This window comes from Algoriphagus lutimaris, from assembly GCF_017051705.1.
Taxonomy (GTDB): Bacteria; Bacteroidota; Bacteroidia; order Cytophagales; family Cyclobacteriaceae; genus Algoriphagus; species Algoriphagus lutimaris.
Window position 1 is genome coordinate 1,353,606 of the sequence record NZ_JAFIDJ010000001.1, and the last position, 15,475, is coordinate 1,369,080.

The 15,475-nt window shown below is 38.5% G+C and carries 11 protein-coding genes; 6 read left to right on the forward strand and 5 right to left on the reverse strand.

From position 1 onward, the window contains the following. Positions 1-12: 12 nt before the first annotated feature. Both JYB62_RS05490 and JYB62_RS05495 read left to right on the forward strand, forming a co-directional pair. A complete protein-coding gene (locus tag JYB62_RS05490; protein WP_205644409.1) occupies positions 13-1,344 on the forward strand; it encodes a TolC family protein in 1,332 nt (443 codons plus the stop codon). A 3-nt stretch (positions 1,345-1,347) separates the two neighbouring features. Beyond that, complete coding sequence (locus JYB62_RS05495) at positions 1,348-2,667, forward strand: efflux RND transporter periplasmic adaptor subunit (protein ID WP_205644410.1); 1,320 nt, start codon at positions 1,348-1,350, stop codon at positions 2,665-2,667. A 34-nt stretch (positions 2,668-2,701) separates the two neighbouring features. On the opposite strand, the gene JYB62_RS05500 is transcribed toward JYB62_RS05495, so the two are convergent. From JYB62_RS05500 to accC, 3 genes are read right to left on the reverse strand one after another with little or no spacing between them, the layout of a single operon-like run. Next, positions 2,702-3,292 (reverse strand): Maf family nucleotide pyrophosphatase, encoded by a 591-nt coding sequence (locus JYB62_RS05500; RefSeq protein ID WP_205644411.1) that lies wholly within the window; start codon positions 3,290-3,292, stop codon positions 2,702-2,704. Beyond that, positions 3,273-4,571, reverse strand: coding sequence for a DUF1015 domain-containing protein (locus JYB62_RS05505; RefSeq protein WP_205644412.1), 1,299 nt, complete (start codon positions 4,569-4,571; stop codon positions 3,273-3,275). The genes JYB62_RS05500 and JYB62_RS05505 overlap by 20 nt, the downstream gene beginning before the upstream one ends. A gap of 2 nt (positions 4,572-4,573) precedes the next feature. Beyond that, entirely contained in the window at positions 4,574-6,073 is a 1,500-nt protein-coding gene (accC, locus tag JYB62_RS05510) for an acetyl-CoA carboxylase biotin carboxylase subunit (RefSeq protein WP_205644413.1), read from the reverse strand. A 195-nt stretch (positions 6,074-6,268) separates the two neighbouring features. Between accC and JYB62_RS05515 the strand changes: the two genes are divergently transcribed. Beyond that, positions 6,269-7,519, forward strand: a complete 1,251-nt coding sequence (locus JYB62_RS05515) for an aminotransferase class I/II-fold pyridoxal phosphate-dependent enzyme (RefSeq protein ID WP_205644414.1) — start codon at positions 6,269-6,271, stop codon at positions 7,517-7,519. A gap of 103 nt (positions 7,520-7,622) precedes the next feature. Beyond that, positions 7,623-7,796, forward strand: a complete 174-nt coding sequence (locus JYB62_RS05520) for a histone H1 (RefSeq protein WP_205644415.1) — start codon at positions 7,623-7,625, stop codon at positions 7,794-7,796. A gap of 73 nt (positions 7,797-7,869) precedes the next feature. On the opposite strand, the gene JYB62_RS05525 is transcribed toward JYB62_RS05520, so the two are convergent. Then, a complete protein-coding gene (locus JYB62_RS05525) occupies positions 7,870-9,711 on the reverse strand; it encodes a M1 family metallopeptidase (protein ID WP_205644416.1) in 1,842 nt (613 codons plus the stop codon). Between the two features lie 176 nt (positions 9,712-9,887). Between JYB62_RS05525 and JYB62_RS05530 the strand changes: the two genes are divergently transcribed. Both JYB62_RS05530 and JYB62_RS05535 read left to right on the forward strand, forming a co-directional pair. Further along, on the forward strand, positions 9,888-13,019 hold the full coding sequence (locus JYB62_RS05530) for a WD40/YVTN/BNR-like repeat-containing protein (RefSeq protein WP_205644417.1): 3,132 nt from the start codon (positions 9,888-9,890) through the stop codon (positions 13,017-13,019). A 91-nt stretch (positions 13,020-13,110) separates the two neighbouring features. After that, a complete protein-coding gene (locus tag JYB62_RS05535; RefSeq protein ID WP_205644418.1) occupies positions 13,111-14,409 on the forward strand; it encodes an APC family permease in 1,299 nt (432 codons plus the stop codon). A 10-nt stretch (positions 14,410-14,419) separates the two neighbouring features. Here the strand turns inward: JYB62_RS05535 and rfbB are convergent, their stop codons facing one another. Beyond that, the gene (gene rfbB / locus JYB62_RS05540; RefSeq protein WP_205644419.1) at positions 14,420-15,475 is read right to left on the reverse strand and encodes a dTDP-glucose 4,6-dehydratase; all 1,056 of its coding nucleotides are present in this window, start codon (positions 15,473-15,475) and stop codon (positions 14,420-14,422) included.

A 15,475-nucleotide genomic window follows, 5' to 3' on the forward strand; every position in this document is an offset into this window, starting at 1 on the left:
ACACATAAACACATGAAGAAATGCTTTTTAAGCTTAGCTTTTTTGGCAAGTACAGTTTTTGGAGTTTTTGCCCAACAGGAATACACGGGTCCATACGACCTGGAGACTGCGGTAAATATAGCTTTGGAAAACAACTTGACTTTAAAGAGAAGTGAATTAAACCAACAAACAAATGAAGCCACCTTGCTTCAGAATCAAGGTGCAAGGTATCCAAATTTGACTGCAGGAGGTTCCACCAATTTCAATTGGGGTAGATCTATTAACCCTGCAACCAACCTTTTTGAAACACAAAGAATTGGTAATGTTAATGTAAATGCGAATGCAAATGCAACGCTATTTAATGCAGGACGGGTTAATAATTCAGTCAAGCAATCGAAAGTAAACCTAGAGCAGGGTTATTATAATATTGAAGCAACAAAGAATTCGATCACATTGAATGTGATCAATCTTTATATCAATGTGGTATTCAACCAAGAGCAGGTTAAAATTGCTGAGAATCAATACAAAACCACTGAAGAGCAATTAGAAAGAACTACTAAACTTGTAAATGCCGGATCTTTGCCCTATTCAGACCAACTTGATTTGCAGTCTCAATTAGCAACTAATAATGTGGATTTAATCAATGCGAAAGCAACATTGACTATCTCTTTATTGAATCTTGCTCAGGCTTTACAAATTCCATACACTACAGAGTTTCAGATTGTAAAACCAGAATTAACCATCGATGACACATTTATGGTTACTGAGTCTTCTGCAACCATCTTCGAAACAGCAGAGGAAGTGATGCCAGAAATCAAAGCAGCTTCCCTTGGGGTTCAAAGCGCTGAATACGGAGTGAAGCTTGCTAAAGCGGGCTTCTACCCTTCTATCAACATTGGGGGCAACTTGGGATCTAACTATGTGGATTTGTATGATGAAAAATTTGGGACTCAGCTGGATTTCAACTTTTCACAATCTGCCGGAATTTCCTTGAGCGTTCCTATTTTCTCTAGAATGGCCAATAAAGCTTCCATACAGCGTGCTAGAGTACAAAAAAGCTTAGCAGAAGTTGCTGAAATAGAAGCAAGAAACCAACTTCGCCAGGACATTGAGACAGCATATACCAATGCATTGGCATCTGAGCAATCTTACGAAGCATCACTCAAAAGAGTAGAAAGCTTAGAGGAATCTTACAGAATTGCTCAGCAACGATTTGATTTAGGAGCCATCAACTCTGTTGATTTTCAAATTGCTCAAAACAATCTATTCAGTGCTCAGTCGCAATTGATTTATGATAAATACACTTATATTTTCAGAGTAAAAGTTCTTGATTTTTACTTGGGTAATCCTATTAACTTAAACTAAACCATGGCTAATAAAAAGTCGAACAAGCTATTGTATTACCTACTCGGAGCAGTAGGATTAATTATTGTTTTTGCAATCATCGGCCGTTCTGCTGGATGGTTTGGTGGAGCAAAGGAGATCGAAGTGGAATTTGCCCAGGCAAAAAAGACTCAGATCATTGAGAAAGTAAGTGCTTCAGGAGAAATTCAACCAGAAGTTGAAGTGAAACTATCTCCAGATGTGGCGGGAGAAATCATAGAATTGAATGTAATAGAAGGTGATTCAGTCGCTGAGGGTAAATTGTTGGTCAAAATTCGTCCTGACAACTTTATCTCTGCATTGGATAGATCAAAAGCCAACTTAAATCAGCAAATGGCAAATCTTTCTCAAGCAAAAGCTAGCCTACAAAGATCTGAGGCTCAATTCACCCAAGCTGAATTGAACTTCAATAGACAAAAGACATTGTTTGAACAAAAAGCAATTTCTGAAGCTGATTTTGAAACCGCCCAAGCCAATTATATCACTGCTCAAAAAGACCTTGAAGCAGCTAGACAAAACGTAATTGCTTCCGAATTTATCGTAAAAAGTTCCCAAGCGACCGTAAACGAGGCAGCAGAAAACCTACGCTTGACGAATGTATATTCTCCAGTTGATGGAATTGTATCAAACTTATTGGTTGAAAAAGGTGAGCGTGTGGTAGGTACTCAACAAATGGCGGGTACAGAAATGCTTACTATAGCTGATCTTTCAAAAATGGAAGTACGTGTAGATGTCAACGAGAATGACATTATCAGACTTAGTATGGGTGATACTACAATCATTGATGTTGACTCTTATTCTTCTTTAGGCAAAAAATTTAAAGGGGTAGTTACTAGTATTGCCAATACTGCCAATACCAAAGCTTCCGCTGATGCCGTTACGGAGTTTAAAGTAAAAATCAGAATATTAAACAGCTCTTACCAAGACCTAGTAGCAGAAGGTAAAAAATATCCTTTCCGTCCAGGAATGACTGCCTCCGTTGATATTATTACCACATCCAAAAACAATGCTTTATCGGTTCCATTATCAGCGGTGACCACCAGAGACAACAAAGTTGATACTTTAGCCGCTGGTACCACCAAACCAAAAGAATTGGTTTTTGTGAGTGAAAATGGAGTAGCGAAATTGAAAGAAATCAAAACTGGAATCTCTGATTTCGAAAACATTGAGGTATTAGAAGGTATTACCGAAGGAGAAGAAATTATCTCAGGTCCTTACTTTGTAGTCTCCAAACAGTTGAAAGAAGGAGATAAAGTAGTAAAAATGGAAGCTCCTAAAGCAGGGCCAGCCGCCAATAACAATTAATCACAAAAAAGCCCCGAATTGATCGGGGCTTTTTTTATGACCATTTTTTTAACTGTTCATAGACCAGATGAAGGGGAAATCCCATTACATTAAAATAGGAACCTTCCATTTTCGTCACTCCGATATATCCTATCCATTCTTGGATCCCATATGCCCCAGCTTTGTCCATGGGACTGTAGTTTTTGATATAATGCCAAATCTCCTCCTCTTCCAAAAATCTAAAAGTGACTTGGGTTTCATCTTCCACCGTAATTTGTCTTTTATGATCTCTGAAAGTAACCGCAGTCATTACTATATGGCTTGTACCTGAGAGACTCTTAAGCATATCAAAAGCTTCTTCCTCTGTGTTTGGCTTTCCTAAAACATGCTTATCCAGAATCACTACTGTATCGGAAGTTATTAAGAGTTCATTCTCATTTAATTCGTCCAAAAAGGATTCAGCTTTCAATTTGCTAAGGTAGGCAGCCACAAACTCAGGTTTCATGTCTACGGGAATCTTCTCCTCTACAGAGGTCGGACGAATCTCAAATTCAACTTCCAGTCCCTTTAATAACTCCTGCCTTCTTGGCGAGTTTGATGCAAGAATTATCTTTTTGCTTTTTAAGCTATTTAAAAAAGGCTCCATAATCGAATTCGAATTCTTGTTGATTAATACTCGCAAAAAGTAAGCCTCCCAAAGCTTTAGGATAAAAGTAAGTGGATTTTTGAGGCATCACATACCCGGACCTACAAACCTCTAGAACCTGACTCAATTCCAATTCGCGAGTGATGACTGCAAAACTAGCCTTTCCAGATTGGACTTCATGGATACATCTAGAAAAATTTCTCTCATAACTGATATTTTCTGAAAAGCGCTGTTCTTCCAGTGGAATACCCAAAATCTTATCGAAGACCAATCCGTGTAAAACTGCCAGATCTAACTTTTTTATGATGTCTGGGTAATTAGATTCTATTTTATCAAATTTCTCTGGTTTCAACTGGAGCAGATAACACTCCTCCTCCAGAATCAATCCATAGGACCACTTTTTGGCAAAGGAATAGGTACCTAACTCTTCTTGGTCATGAAACTTTTTCACCTCAAACCATTCTTCTAAAGCCTGGACAAATTCGTGGTTACTTAATTCCAATCCTTTGAAAATCCGGTGTGTTGGAAGAATTTTTAAATGGTTACCATTAGTATTTGTCAAATACATCATATGGTAGTCAAATCCATTCCATGTTGAAAGGGAAGCGGTTTGTTGCATGGATTTCCGGTATTGGATTGCTCCTTCCAATCGGTGATGTCCATCAGCCAAAATCACTTGTTTATTTCTCAAAACAGTCAAAAACTTGGCAATGATTTGAGGATTTCGAATGACACCAAGTACCTCTTTCACACCTTGATAATCCTCTAGTTCATAGATGGGGTTTTCCATGGCCTCGTCCATAAAGGACTCCAACTGATTTTCAGGATCTTCATATAACCCATGAGTGGGACTAGCTTGTATTTCTGTTGCCTTCAATAAATCAATTCGATCATTTACTGCATGGACAATGGTGTTTTCATGTCTAAGAATTAAATTTTCATCCCAGTCATATGCCTTGATATGTGCAATAAAACCTTTTCTACATCGTGCATCATGCTCGCCGGGTAATCTGAAATATTGATAATACACATAGATTCCAGGCTCTTCATCTTGCACAATTATTTGTTCCTGCTTCCACTTTTCCAATGTCTTTCGAGCTTGTTCTGCTGGATTGGGGCCATTGGGGACAGAAAGATGAATGCTATTGAATGGGTTTTCGTATAATAACTCCCTTTGTTTGGATGATACCACATCAAATAAAGGAGCAGTCAACTCCTCCATTTTACCTAATAGACGGTCATGGTATCTCCAGGCCCTAATTGGTAGGATTTCTGCCATGCTTAATCTAATCTATTTCTCCAAGCTGAAACTGTTGCTGCTTTTTCTTGTTCAGGTTTTTGCACAAACTCTTTTTTAGATTTATCATAAAACTCTACCGCCAGGGCAGCGAGTAACTCTTCTTCTTCCTTTGAAAAAGTTGGATCCAAGGATTCAGGATTGAAATACCTTTCAACAAATTTGGTGTCAAAATTTCCCGAAACAAAAGCTTCATGATTCAAAGCAAATTTGCAAAAACCCAAAGTAGTTTGGATTCCAGTAATTTGATATTCTTCAATAGCTCTGATCATTCTTTCAATTGCAGCTTCTCTTGTGGATGCGTGAGTGATCAATTTTGAGATCATAGGATCATAATAAATAGGAATCTTCATCCCTTCTTCAAACCCATCATCAACCCTAACACCAGGACCTTGTGGTCGCTGGTAAGTTTCCAAAGTACCAATGTCAGGAAGGAAATTATTTTTAGGATCCTCAGCATATACCCTTACTTCAATTGCATGTCCGTGAATGCTTAGGTCTTCTTGGGAAAAGGACAGTGGATTGCCTTCAGCTATCAGAATCTGTTCTTTAACCAGATCCTTGCCTGTAATCATTTCTGTCACAGGGTGTTCTACTTGAAGACGGGTATTCATTTCTAGGAAATAAAAATTCAAGGCATCATCTACGATAAATTCAACCGTTCCTGCTCCATAGTAATTGCAGGCTTTTGCCACTCCAACAGCAGCTTTCCCCATCGCTTCTCGCATTTCAGGAGTCACCACCGCCGAAGGGGCTTCTTCAATTACCTTTTGATGTCTTCTTTGGATGGAACACTCTCGTTCAAATAAATAAACAATATTTCCTTGCTGGTCTCCTAAAACCTGAATTTCAATATGGCGGGGAGATGTAATAAATTTTTCTATAAAAACTGCACCATCTCCAAATGCGGAAATGGCCTCACTAATCGCTCGATCCATTTGGCTTTCAAACTCAGATTCATTTTCGACAATCCTCATTCCTTTTCCACCTCCTCCAGCGCTAGCTTTTATTAAAATTGGATAACCAATTTGTGCAGCTATTTTCTTTGCCGCGGCGATATCTGATATGGCTTCTTCCGTGCCAGGAACCAAAGGGATATTGTAATTCCCAACAGCTTGTTTAGCAGCTAATTTACTCCCCATTACCTCGATGGATTCAGGAGAAGGACCGACGAAAATCAAACCGGAATCAGTAACTTTTTTTGCAAAACCAGCATTTTCCGAAAGAAAGCCATAGCCAGGGTGAATAGCATCTACATTTAATTCTTTGCAGACTTCAATAATTTTATCACCTAAAAGGTAGGATTCTGAAGAGGCTGCTGGACCTAGACAAACTGCCTCATCAGCGAACTTCACATGGGGAGAAAGGCGATCCGCTTCACTGTAAACAGCTACGGTTTGAATTCCCATTTCTTTTGCTGTTCTCATAATCCTTAAGCTTATCTCACCTCTATTGGCTATTAAAAGTTTTTTGATGTTAGGCATGCTTTTTTTGGTTTATTAAGTTTTATTTGGGTCGTCGGCTAAGTAAAGAAATTTATCCAAGTTATGTTAAGAAAGCTTGGAAACGAAAATCGTTTTTTGCTTAGACGGCATTAAAGTTTTATTTTTGACGGATTTTACAAGAAAAGATCACAATTTCTTAATCGTAATAGCACACACCTAAAATAAAAAATCACTTTGGATCTATTTGCTAAATTAAAAACGAATATGGGCCCACTGGGCAAACATTCTAAGTATTCAGATGGTTATTTTATGTTTCCCAAACTTGAAGGGGAAATTGCTCCACGAATGATGTTCCAAGGAAAGGAAGTATTAACATGGAGTTTGAATAACTACCTTGGACTAGCTAACCACCCTGAAATCCGTAAAGCAGATGCCGATGCAGCAGCCAAATGGGGAGCAGCCTATCCTATGGGAGCTAGAATGATGTCAGGCCAAACCAATCTTCATGAAAAATTGGAGGATGAGCTTGCCAAATTCGTAGGTAAAGAAAAAGCATATTTGCTAAACTACGGATACCAAGGCATCATGTCTGTGATTGATGCTCTATTGGATAGAAAAGACGTAGTAGTATATGATTCTGAATGCCACGCCTGTATCATAGATGCATTAAGAATGCACATGGGTAAACGTTACGTATTCCCTCATAATGATATTGACAATTGTGAAAAACAACTTGAACGAGCCACAAAATTAGCCGCAGAAACTGGAGGAGGAATTTTATTGATTACCGAAGGTGTATTCGGCATGACTGGAGATCAAGGAAAATTGAAAGAAATTTGTGCTCTAAAAAGCAAATTTGATTTCAGATTACTTGTGGATGATGCACATGGTTTTGGAACAATGGGTAAAACAGGAGCAGGTACTCATGAGGAGCAAGGAGTAATCGATGAAGTTGATTTATATTTCTCGACCTTTGCAAAATCAATGGCTTCTATTGGTGCTTTTATCGCAGGTAATGAAAAAGTGATCCACTACCTACGCTTTAATATGCGCTCTCAAATTTTCGCTAAGTCTCTTCCAATGTTATTGGTGGAAGGAGCTTTGAAAAGATTAGAGTTGTTGCAAACTAAGCCTGAGTTGAAGGATAATCTTTGGAAAATTGTAAATGCTCTAAGAGACGGATTACATAATAATGGTTTTAGTACTGGAAAATCAAACTCCCCTGTTACTCCTGTAGTCTTAAATGGGACTGTGGGTGAAGCTGCAGCACTTTCCCACGATTTAAGAGAAAACTACGGAATCTTCTGTTCAGTGGTCATTTACCCAGTTGTTCCTAAAGGAATGATTATCTTGAGATTGATTCCAACTTCAGTCCATACCTTATCCGATGTTGAAGAAACTGTGAAGGCCTTTGCTGAAATCAAGGAAAAATTAACTTCAGGTATTTATAAGAATTCAGAGTTGGCAATTTCCTTTGGAGAATAAAAAAAAAATCAAAAAAAATGCCCTCCTGATTGATTTAGCAAGTATTTAGGCTATATTGAACTGAATAAACTTATCATCAACCTAAACAATAATCACTTTTACTATGAGCAGATTTAGTGAAGTCCAAGATCTTGTAAATGGCTTAGAAGCCGATTTTGAAAAATTCTATGAAAAAGGCAACCAAGCAGCCGGCACTAGAGTTAGAAAAGGAATGCAAGACTTGAAGAATATGGCACAAGATATCCGTAAGGAAGTTCAAGAAAAGAAAAATGCCTAATTAGTAAGGCAAATAATAAAAAAAGGTGGTCAATTGGCCACCTTTTTTAGTTTATAGCTAATAAAGCGGAGCATTAAAACTCCACTTTATTATTTTCTTGTTCTACATCTGCCAACCGCTTACTCGGATCAATTTCAATAGATTTAATGGAATTCATTTTCCTATCAATAGTAATTTTCTTGGTAATATTAGTCCAAGGCCAATCTTCGGTTAATATCCTTTTCGGAGCCCCTTCCTCAGGTGTTTTTTCTCCTCTCATGATCGCTAAAGGCAAATAAACCATTTCTTGGCTTCCATCTTTATAGGTGATCACCAAGTCAATAGGCATTGGCATTAGACCGATTCTTTCTAAAATAATGTCTGTATGATCTCCCTGAGGATTCACTTCTTTGATCCCGTAATTGATGGTTTTGGTCGTATAAACAAAGTATTCTTTATACCAATCCAATTCCAAACCACTCTCTTTCTCCATCACCCTGATCAAATCATTAGCATTAGGATGCTTAAACTTCCAAGTATTCCAATATCTGTGCATGCCTTTATCTCGCACATCAGCACCGATGATATAGCCCATTTGCTCCAGGAATACAGCACCTTTGCTGTAAGCTGCAGAACTATATGCTGAATTTGTGTGATAGTGATCAGAATGAGTACTCATTGGTTCTTCCTTACCAGATTTCACTAGTCGATAATAACCAGAGTAAGAACCTGCTAAAGGATTTTCGGAAGGGCTATAGATTTCTGACATCGTTAAACTTGAGGCATAACTGGTAAAACCTTCATCCATCCAAGGATATAATGCTTCGTTAGATGCTAACACTCCATGAAACCAGCTATGTGCTAACTCATGTGCCATTACTCCTACTAAGCCTCTTAAATTTCTTCCTCCTGTAATTAAGGTAGACATGGCATACTCCATCCCTCCATCTCCCCCTTGGATGACAGAAAATTGCTTGTAGGGATATTGACCAAAATGTTCAGATAGAAAGTTAATTGCCTTTGGGGTATATTCCTTCAGTTTTTCCCAGTTCTCAGTGGTCTCCTCAGTTGGGATAAATAAATGGTGAACTGTGATCCCATTCTCCATTTTTACTTTTTCATGTCTGTATTTTGGATCAGCTGCCCACATGAAATCATGAACCATTGGTGCTTTGAAATGCCAAGTAAGTGTTTCCCCTGTAGGCTTCGGCACAGTAACTCCCTCATCTTCATACCCATGTCCAATCTGATTAGGATTTTGAAGATATCCTGTTCCTCCTAAGGTATAAGATTTATCTATGGTGATTTTCACATCAAAATCTCCCCAAATCCCATAAAATTCTCTTCCTACATAAGGGTTGGAGTGCCAGCCTTGCTCGTCATAATTAGCCATTTTAGGATACCACTGCGACATAGAATACCTTACTCCTTCACTACTATCTCTACCTGAACGTCTGATTTGAACAGGTACCTGACCTATAAATGACATATTGAATTCTACTTCTGAATTGGGTAAGATCGGTCTAGGAAGAGTCACTTCCAAAATGGTTTCCACTTCCTCAAAATCTACTTTCATCCCATCCATGGTCAATGAATTGACATGAAGGTATCCAATTTCATTAGGAGAGAGCGCATTGATTCTATCCCCCACTCTTCTATCAGGATCAGAAATAGATCTTGATCTTTCATCCATCATGCTTCCAGGCTGGAACGCATTAAAATACAAGTGGTAGAATACTTTGTGAAGAGTATCTGGAGAGTTGTTGGTGTACTTTAGAACTTGGGTTCCTGAGTACTGATTGGAGGTGACATTCATATCCACATCCATTTTGTAATCAACCGACTGCTGGAATCTTCCTGTTTGTGCAAAAGCAGCAGTTCCAGTAATCACAAAAAGAAAAAGCCCTAAGAAAGGCTTATTCACAATGTTAAGCATAGGATTATTTTTTATCACAAATAAAATCAAAATGAATACCAGCCACAAACCACCGGTAAAAAATTAACCCTAGGATTCTTAAAATAGCATGGAGGTAAAAACCGATACTATAATAAACAATGGATGTTATTTGGGATTTTACTTTATTTATTACAGATATAAACCAAAAAGCAAACATGAGAAAAATTTACCTTTTGACTTTGGCGATTTTGCTGAGTTTTTCAGCTCATGCTCAAGAAGTGGATATGGACTTATTTAAGTCTATGAAAGCAAGAAGCATTGGGCCAGCAGCCATGAGTGGAAGAATTACTGCCATCGATGCCATTGATGACAATCCTTCCGTTATTTACGCTGGATCTGCATCCGGAGGGCTATGGAAAAGTACTTCAGGAGGAGTAACATGGGAACCAATTTTTGATGATCAGAAAGTACATTCTATTGGTTCAATTTCCATTTATCAGAAAAATCCAAACATCATTTGGGTAGGTACCGGAGAAGGTAACCCTAGAAACTCCTTAAGTCTAGGAGGTGGAGTTTATCGCTCCATGGATGCAGGTGCAACATGGGAGCTTATGGGTCTGGAAAATACCAAAGCCATACACCGGATCATTGTGCATCCCGATGATCCCAACACCGTATACGTTGGAGCAATTGGATCACCTTGGGGAGAGCAAGAAGACAGAGGATTATACAAGACTACAGATGGTGGTAAAACCTGGGAAAAAATTCTATACATCGATACCAAGACAGGTGTCGGAGAAATGATCATGGATCCCAATAATCCAAATAAGATTTTTGTCAACATGTGGCAACACAGAAGGCACCCTTATTTCTTTGAATCAGGAGGTCCTTCCTCCGGGCTTTTCGTTACGTATGATGGTGGAGATAATTGGAAGGAACTAGATGAAAGCAATGGCTTACCTAAAGGTGATTTAGGAAGAATGGGTCTTGCTATTTCAGCTGCCAATAGCAGTAAAGTGTATGCTTTGATAGAGTCCTCCAAAAATGCCTTGTATGTTTCAGAGGATGGAGGAGAAAATTTTAAAATGATCAATTCGGATGGTTCTATTGGGGATAGACCTTTCTATTATTTTGATATTCACGCTGATCCAAAAAATGAAAACAGGTTATATACCTTATATTCTCGAGTAGGTATTACAGAAGATGGTGGCAAATCATTTTCTGAATTACTTCCTTACCGAGGAGTTCACCCGGATCACCACGCCTGGTATATCAATCCCAATGACCCAAAGATCCTTATAGATGGAAATGATGGTGGACTAAACATTTCAAGAGATGGAGGCAAAACCTGGTTTTTTGCTGACAATCTTCCTGTAGGTCAATTTTACCATGTTAATGTAGACAATGAGCTTCCATATAATATTTATGGTGGAATGCAGGATAATGGCTCCTGGACTGGTCCTGCTTATGTATGGAGAAGAGATGGAATCAGAAATAGTTATTGGCAGGAAGTATCATTTGGAGATGGCTTTGATGTAGTTCCACATCCTGCAAATTCTAGGTTTGGATACACAATGTCCCAAGCAGGCAATGTTTCCAGATTCGATAAGGAAACCGGGCACAATAAAACCATCAGACCTACCCATCCTGATAAAGATGTTTTCCTTCGATTCAATTGGAATGCCGCAATTGCGCAGGATCCACATGATGAAAACACGCTTTATTATGGATCTCAATTTGTACATAAATCTACCGATAGCGGGGATACTTGGGAAATCATCTCACCTGATTTAACAACCAATGATAGTACCAAACAAAGACAGCAAGAAACCGGAGGATTAACTTATGACATCACAGGCGCTGAAAACCATACGACTATCATCGCTATTGCTCCAAGCCCTGTGGATCCTAATGTGATCTGGGTTGGAACTGATGACGGCAATGTACAGGTCACTAAAGATGGAGGTGCTACCTGGACCAATGTGGTCAATAAATTAACTGGACTTCCAAAAGCCTCTTGGATTCCTCAAATTCAAGCTTCTTCCTACGATGCAGACGAAGCTTGGGTAATTGCCAATAATTATAGAAATAATGATTTTTCAGCTTACGCTTACCATACAGCAAATGGTGGAAGCTCCTTTACTAGGATCGCTGATGACTCTAAAGTCTCAGGATATGCACTATCTATTATCCATGATCCTGTAGAACCCAACTTGGTGTTCTTAGGGACCGAATTTGGTCTCTATGTAAGTTTTGACCATGCAAAATCCTGGAATAAGTGGGAGCATGGGTATCCAAAAGCTGTTTCTACTTACGATATGGCCATCCAAGAAAGGGAAGCTGACTTAGTAATCGGCACATTTGGAAGAGCCTTTTATGTTTTGGATGATATCAGGCCATTACGGATTTTTGCTGCTAATGGTGGATCTGCTCCAGAAGCCAAAATTACAGCTGTTCCAGCTCCAGATGCTTATCAAGTAGAAATCCAACAACCAGTAGGAGAACGCTTCCCTGCGGATGGAATTTTTGCAGGTGAAAACAGAGAAACCGGTGGAAGATTGAGCTTTATTATTCAAGACGATAAAGAAAAACTGGACACCGTAACTGTGTCAATTTTTAATGAAGCCGGTGAGCAAATCAGAACTTTAAAAACAGTTCCAAAAAATGGAGTCAATCGAATTATATGGAATTTGGACAGAAAATCTTCTGTAGAAAATCCAAGTGGCTTTGGAGGTCGTAGAGGCAATAGAAGTGGTTTTTACGAAGCTTCAGGAGGAGAAGCACTTCCGGGGACTTACAAAGTAGTATTCACTTATGGAGATCAGGAAGATGAAACCAATATCAATGTGTATTCAGACCCTCGAATCGATATCAACCTTGCTGACCTAAAAGCCAAAGATGAATTCCTTAAAAAACTGGAAGCTTTAACCAATGAGGTTTCTGAATCAACCAAAAGATTAGATGAAGCCCAAAAGGTAATCGATAAAGTCTTGACTTTAACCAAGGATGTGGATACTGAAGAAGCAAAAGAACTATCCAAAGCGGCCAAAGACATCAAGAAAAAGCTTGATACTGCAAGAGAGGCCTACAATGGTCCAACCCGAGAAGGTCAGGGGATTGTTAGAAACCTATACCCTACCACCATGACCATGGTATTTGCACCTAGAAGGTATGTAGGATCTTCTTATTCCGCTCCAGGTTCCACTGAGGAAAGGTTGTACCAACAAGGAGTCGAAGCAGCAGCAGTAGCTAAATCCATTGTTGATGAATTTATCAATGGGGATTGGAAAGCTTTTGAAGATAAAGTAAAAAATACTCAAATCGATTTATTCGAGAACATGAAATAAGTTCATATAACTACCAAAGCCAACCTAGTTTAGGTTGGCTTTTTTTATGTAATAGAATTAGATATTTTAAATTATCAACTCCTTTCTTTGCATGATTGATCACAATAAAATTGGATGGAAAACAGCAGCAGGATTAGTGATTGCCAATATGATTGGCACTGGAGTTTTTACCAGTCTGGGTTTTCAATTAAATGAAGTCCAAAATACCTGGTCTATTTTCATCCTTTGGATTTTTGGTGGCTTCATGGCACTCATTGGAGCATTCGTGTATTCCGAACTAGGAACCCACTTCAAAAAATCAGGAGGCGATTATATTTTTCTTTCGGAAACAATCCATCCATCTATCGGCTATTTATATGCTTGGGTTTCGCTTACAGTTGGATTTTCTGCACCAATTGCTATTGCCGGAATAGCTATGAACGACTACTTGCGTCCTTTTTCAGGAAATAGCAACTTACCTGGTTTATTGACTATTTTATTAATTCCAATTGCCCATGTCATTTCCATCAAAAGAAGCGGTCAGATTCAAAACTTGCTTACCCTAATAAAAATATTATTCATTGTTTCATTAATTCTGATCGGCTTCACTTTACCCTCCAAAAGCCTATCCTCTTCCCTGGATTTTTCCAACTCATGGACCCGAGAAATTTTCAAACCTGGCTTTGCAGTTTCTTTGGTTTATGTATTCTATGCCTATACGGGATGGAATTCTGCTGCCTATATCATTGAAGAGGTACAGAATCCCAAAAAGAACCTACCAAAGGCCTTGATCACTTCGACTATTTTGGTATTGATCATATATGTTTTCTTCCAATATGTATTGCTAAAACATGCTTCAATGTTTGATTTAAAAGGAAACGTGGAAGTAGCTAAGATCTCTTTTGAAAATTTACTTGGTTCTTTAGGATCTGTTTGGATCAGCTTTTTCATTGCTATTCAATTAATAGCTACCATCAGTGGATATACTTGGGTGGGTCCGAGAATTACCCACGCCATGGCCAAAGATTTCAAGCTTTGGAAACCTCTTGCTATAGAAAATAAAAATGGGATTCCTATTACTGCAATTGGATTAAATACACTCATCAGCTTACTTTTATTTATATCTGGCTCTTTCGAACAAGTATTGATTTATGCCGGATTTGTACTCCAATTGATGGGAACAATTACCATTTACTCTTCCCTTAAAGTTCGAGAAAGCTCTGGGTTCCAAACCCCATTCAAACCTCTATTGCAATGGATCTATATCGTTTTTAGTCTTGCCATAAGCTGCTACTTGTTTTGGGACAGACCTTGGGAGAGTTTAGCAGGACTTGGAATCATGGCTTTGGGATTAATCCTTTATTTATTTGACAAAAAAAAGCCTGACTTCAAAAGTCAGACAAGGCTATAAGGAGAAAAACCTATCTATTTTCATATAATTCTGAATAGTAGTCCTGATAGGCTCCAGAAGTAACATGATCAAGCCATTCCTGGTTATTAAGGTACCAATCTATGGTAATCTCTATCCCTTCTTCAAATTGCAAACTAGGCTCCCATCCCAATTCTTCTTTGATTTTGGTTGCATCAATTGCATATCGGTGATCATGTCCAGCACGATCTTTAACAAAGGTGATTAGCTTTTCAGAGGTACCTTTCTCCCTTCCTAATTTTTCATCCATTTTCTGACAAAGCAGTCTGACAATGTCAATATTTTTCCATTCGTTGAAGCCTCCGATATTATAGGTTTCTCCAGGTTTACCCTGATGAAAAACTGTATCAATTGCTCTTGCATGGTCAATAACAAACAACCAGTCCCTGATATTTTCTCCTTTTCCATACACTGGTAGAGGCTTGTTGTTCTTAATATTATGAATACACAATGGAATCAACTTCTCCGGAAAGTGATTCGGCCCATAATTATTGGAGCAATTGGAGATTACCGTATTCATTTGATAGGTATTGGCATAGGCTCTTACGAAATGGTCTGAAGAAGCTTTTGACGCAGAATAAGGAGATTGAGGATCATAGGGAGTAGATTCCAAAAAGTACCCACCATCTTCCAAGGAACCATAAACCTCATCGGTTGAAACATGGTAAAATAAGTGATTAGCTAATTCACCATCCCAGGCTTTTTTAGCAGAATTCAGCAAATTCACTGTTCCAAACACATTGGTTTTCACAAAGGCCAAAGGGTCAGAGATAGAGCGATCTACATGAGATTCAGCTGCTAAGTGAATTACATCGGTAATCCCATGTTTAGAAAAAACCTCATCAAGTGCTTTCGCATCTTGAATATTTACTTTTTCAAAAAAGTAATTAGAGGCTCCTTCTATTTCTTTCAAGTTTTCAAGATTTCCAGCATAGGTCAAAGCATCCAAATTTACGATAGTATATTCTGGATACTTCGAGACAAAAAGTTTAACCACATGACTTCCTATAAAACCAGCCCCGCCAGTGATCAAAATTGATTTTTTCAT

Bases quoted from the DNA above. Each gene is read 5' to 3' on its own strand.
- rfbB (WP_205644419.1), bottom strand. From the start codon at position 15,475: ATGAAAAAATCAATTTTGATCACTGGCGGGGCTGGTTTTATAGGAAGT.
- JYB62_RS05520 (WP_205644415.1), top strand. From the start codon at position 7,623: ATGAGCAGATTTAGTGAAGTCCAAGATCTTGTAAATGGCTTAGAAGCC.
- JYB62_RS05490 (WP_205644409.1), top strand. From the start codon at position 13: ATGAAGAAATGCTTTTTAAGCTTAGCTTTTTTGGCAAGTACAGTTTTT.
- accC (WP_205644413.1), bottom strand. From the start codon at position 6,073: ATGCCTAACATCAAAAAACTTTTAATAGCCAATAGAGGTGAGATAAGC.
- JYB62_RS05535 (WP_205644418.1), top strand. From the start codon at position 13,111: ATGATTGATCACAATAAAATTGGATGGAAAACAGCAGCAGGATTAGTG.
- JYB62_RS05505 (WP_205644412.1), bottom strand. From the start codon at position 4,571: ATGGCAGAAATCCTACCAATTAGGGCCTGGAGATACCATGACCGTCTA.
- JYB62_RS05530 (WP_205644417.1), top strand. From the start codon at position 9,888: ATGAGAAAAATTTACCTTTTGACTTTGGCGATTTTGCTGAGTTTTTCA.
- JYB62_RS05495 (WP_205644410.1), top strand. From the start codon at position 1,348: ATGGCTAATAAAAAGTCGAACAAGCTATTGTATTACCTACTCGGAGCA.
- JYB62_RS05500 (WP_205644411.1), bottom strand. From the start codon at position 3,292: ATGGAGCCTTTTTTAAATAGCTTAAAAAGCAAAAAGATAATTCTTGCA.
- JYB62_RS05525 (WP_205644416.1), bottom strand. From the start codon at position 9,711: ATGCTTAACATTGTGAATAAGCCTTTCTTAGGGCTTTTTCTTTTTGTG.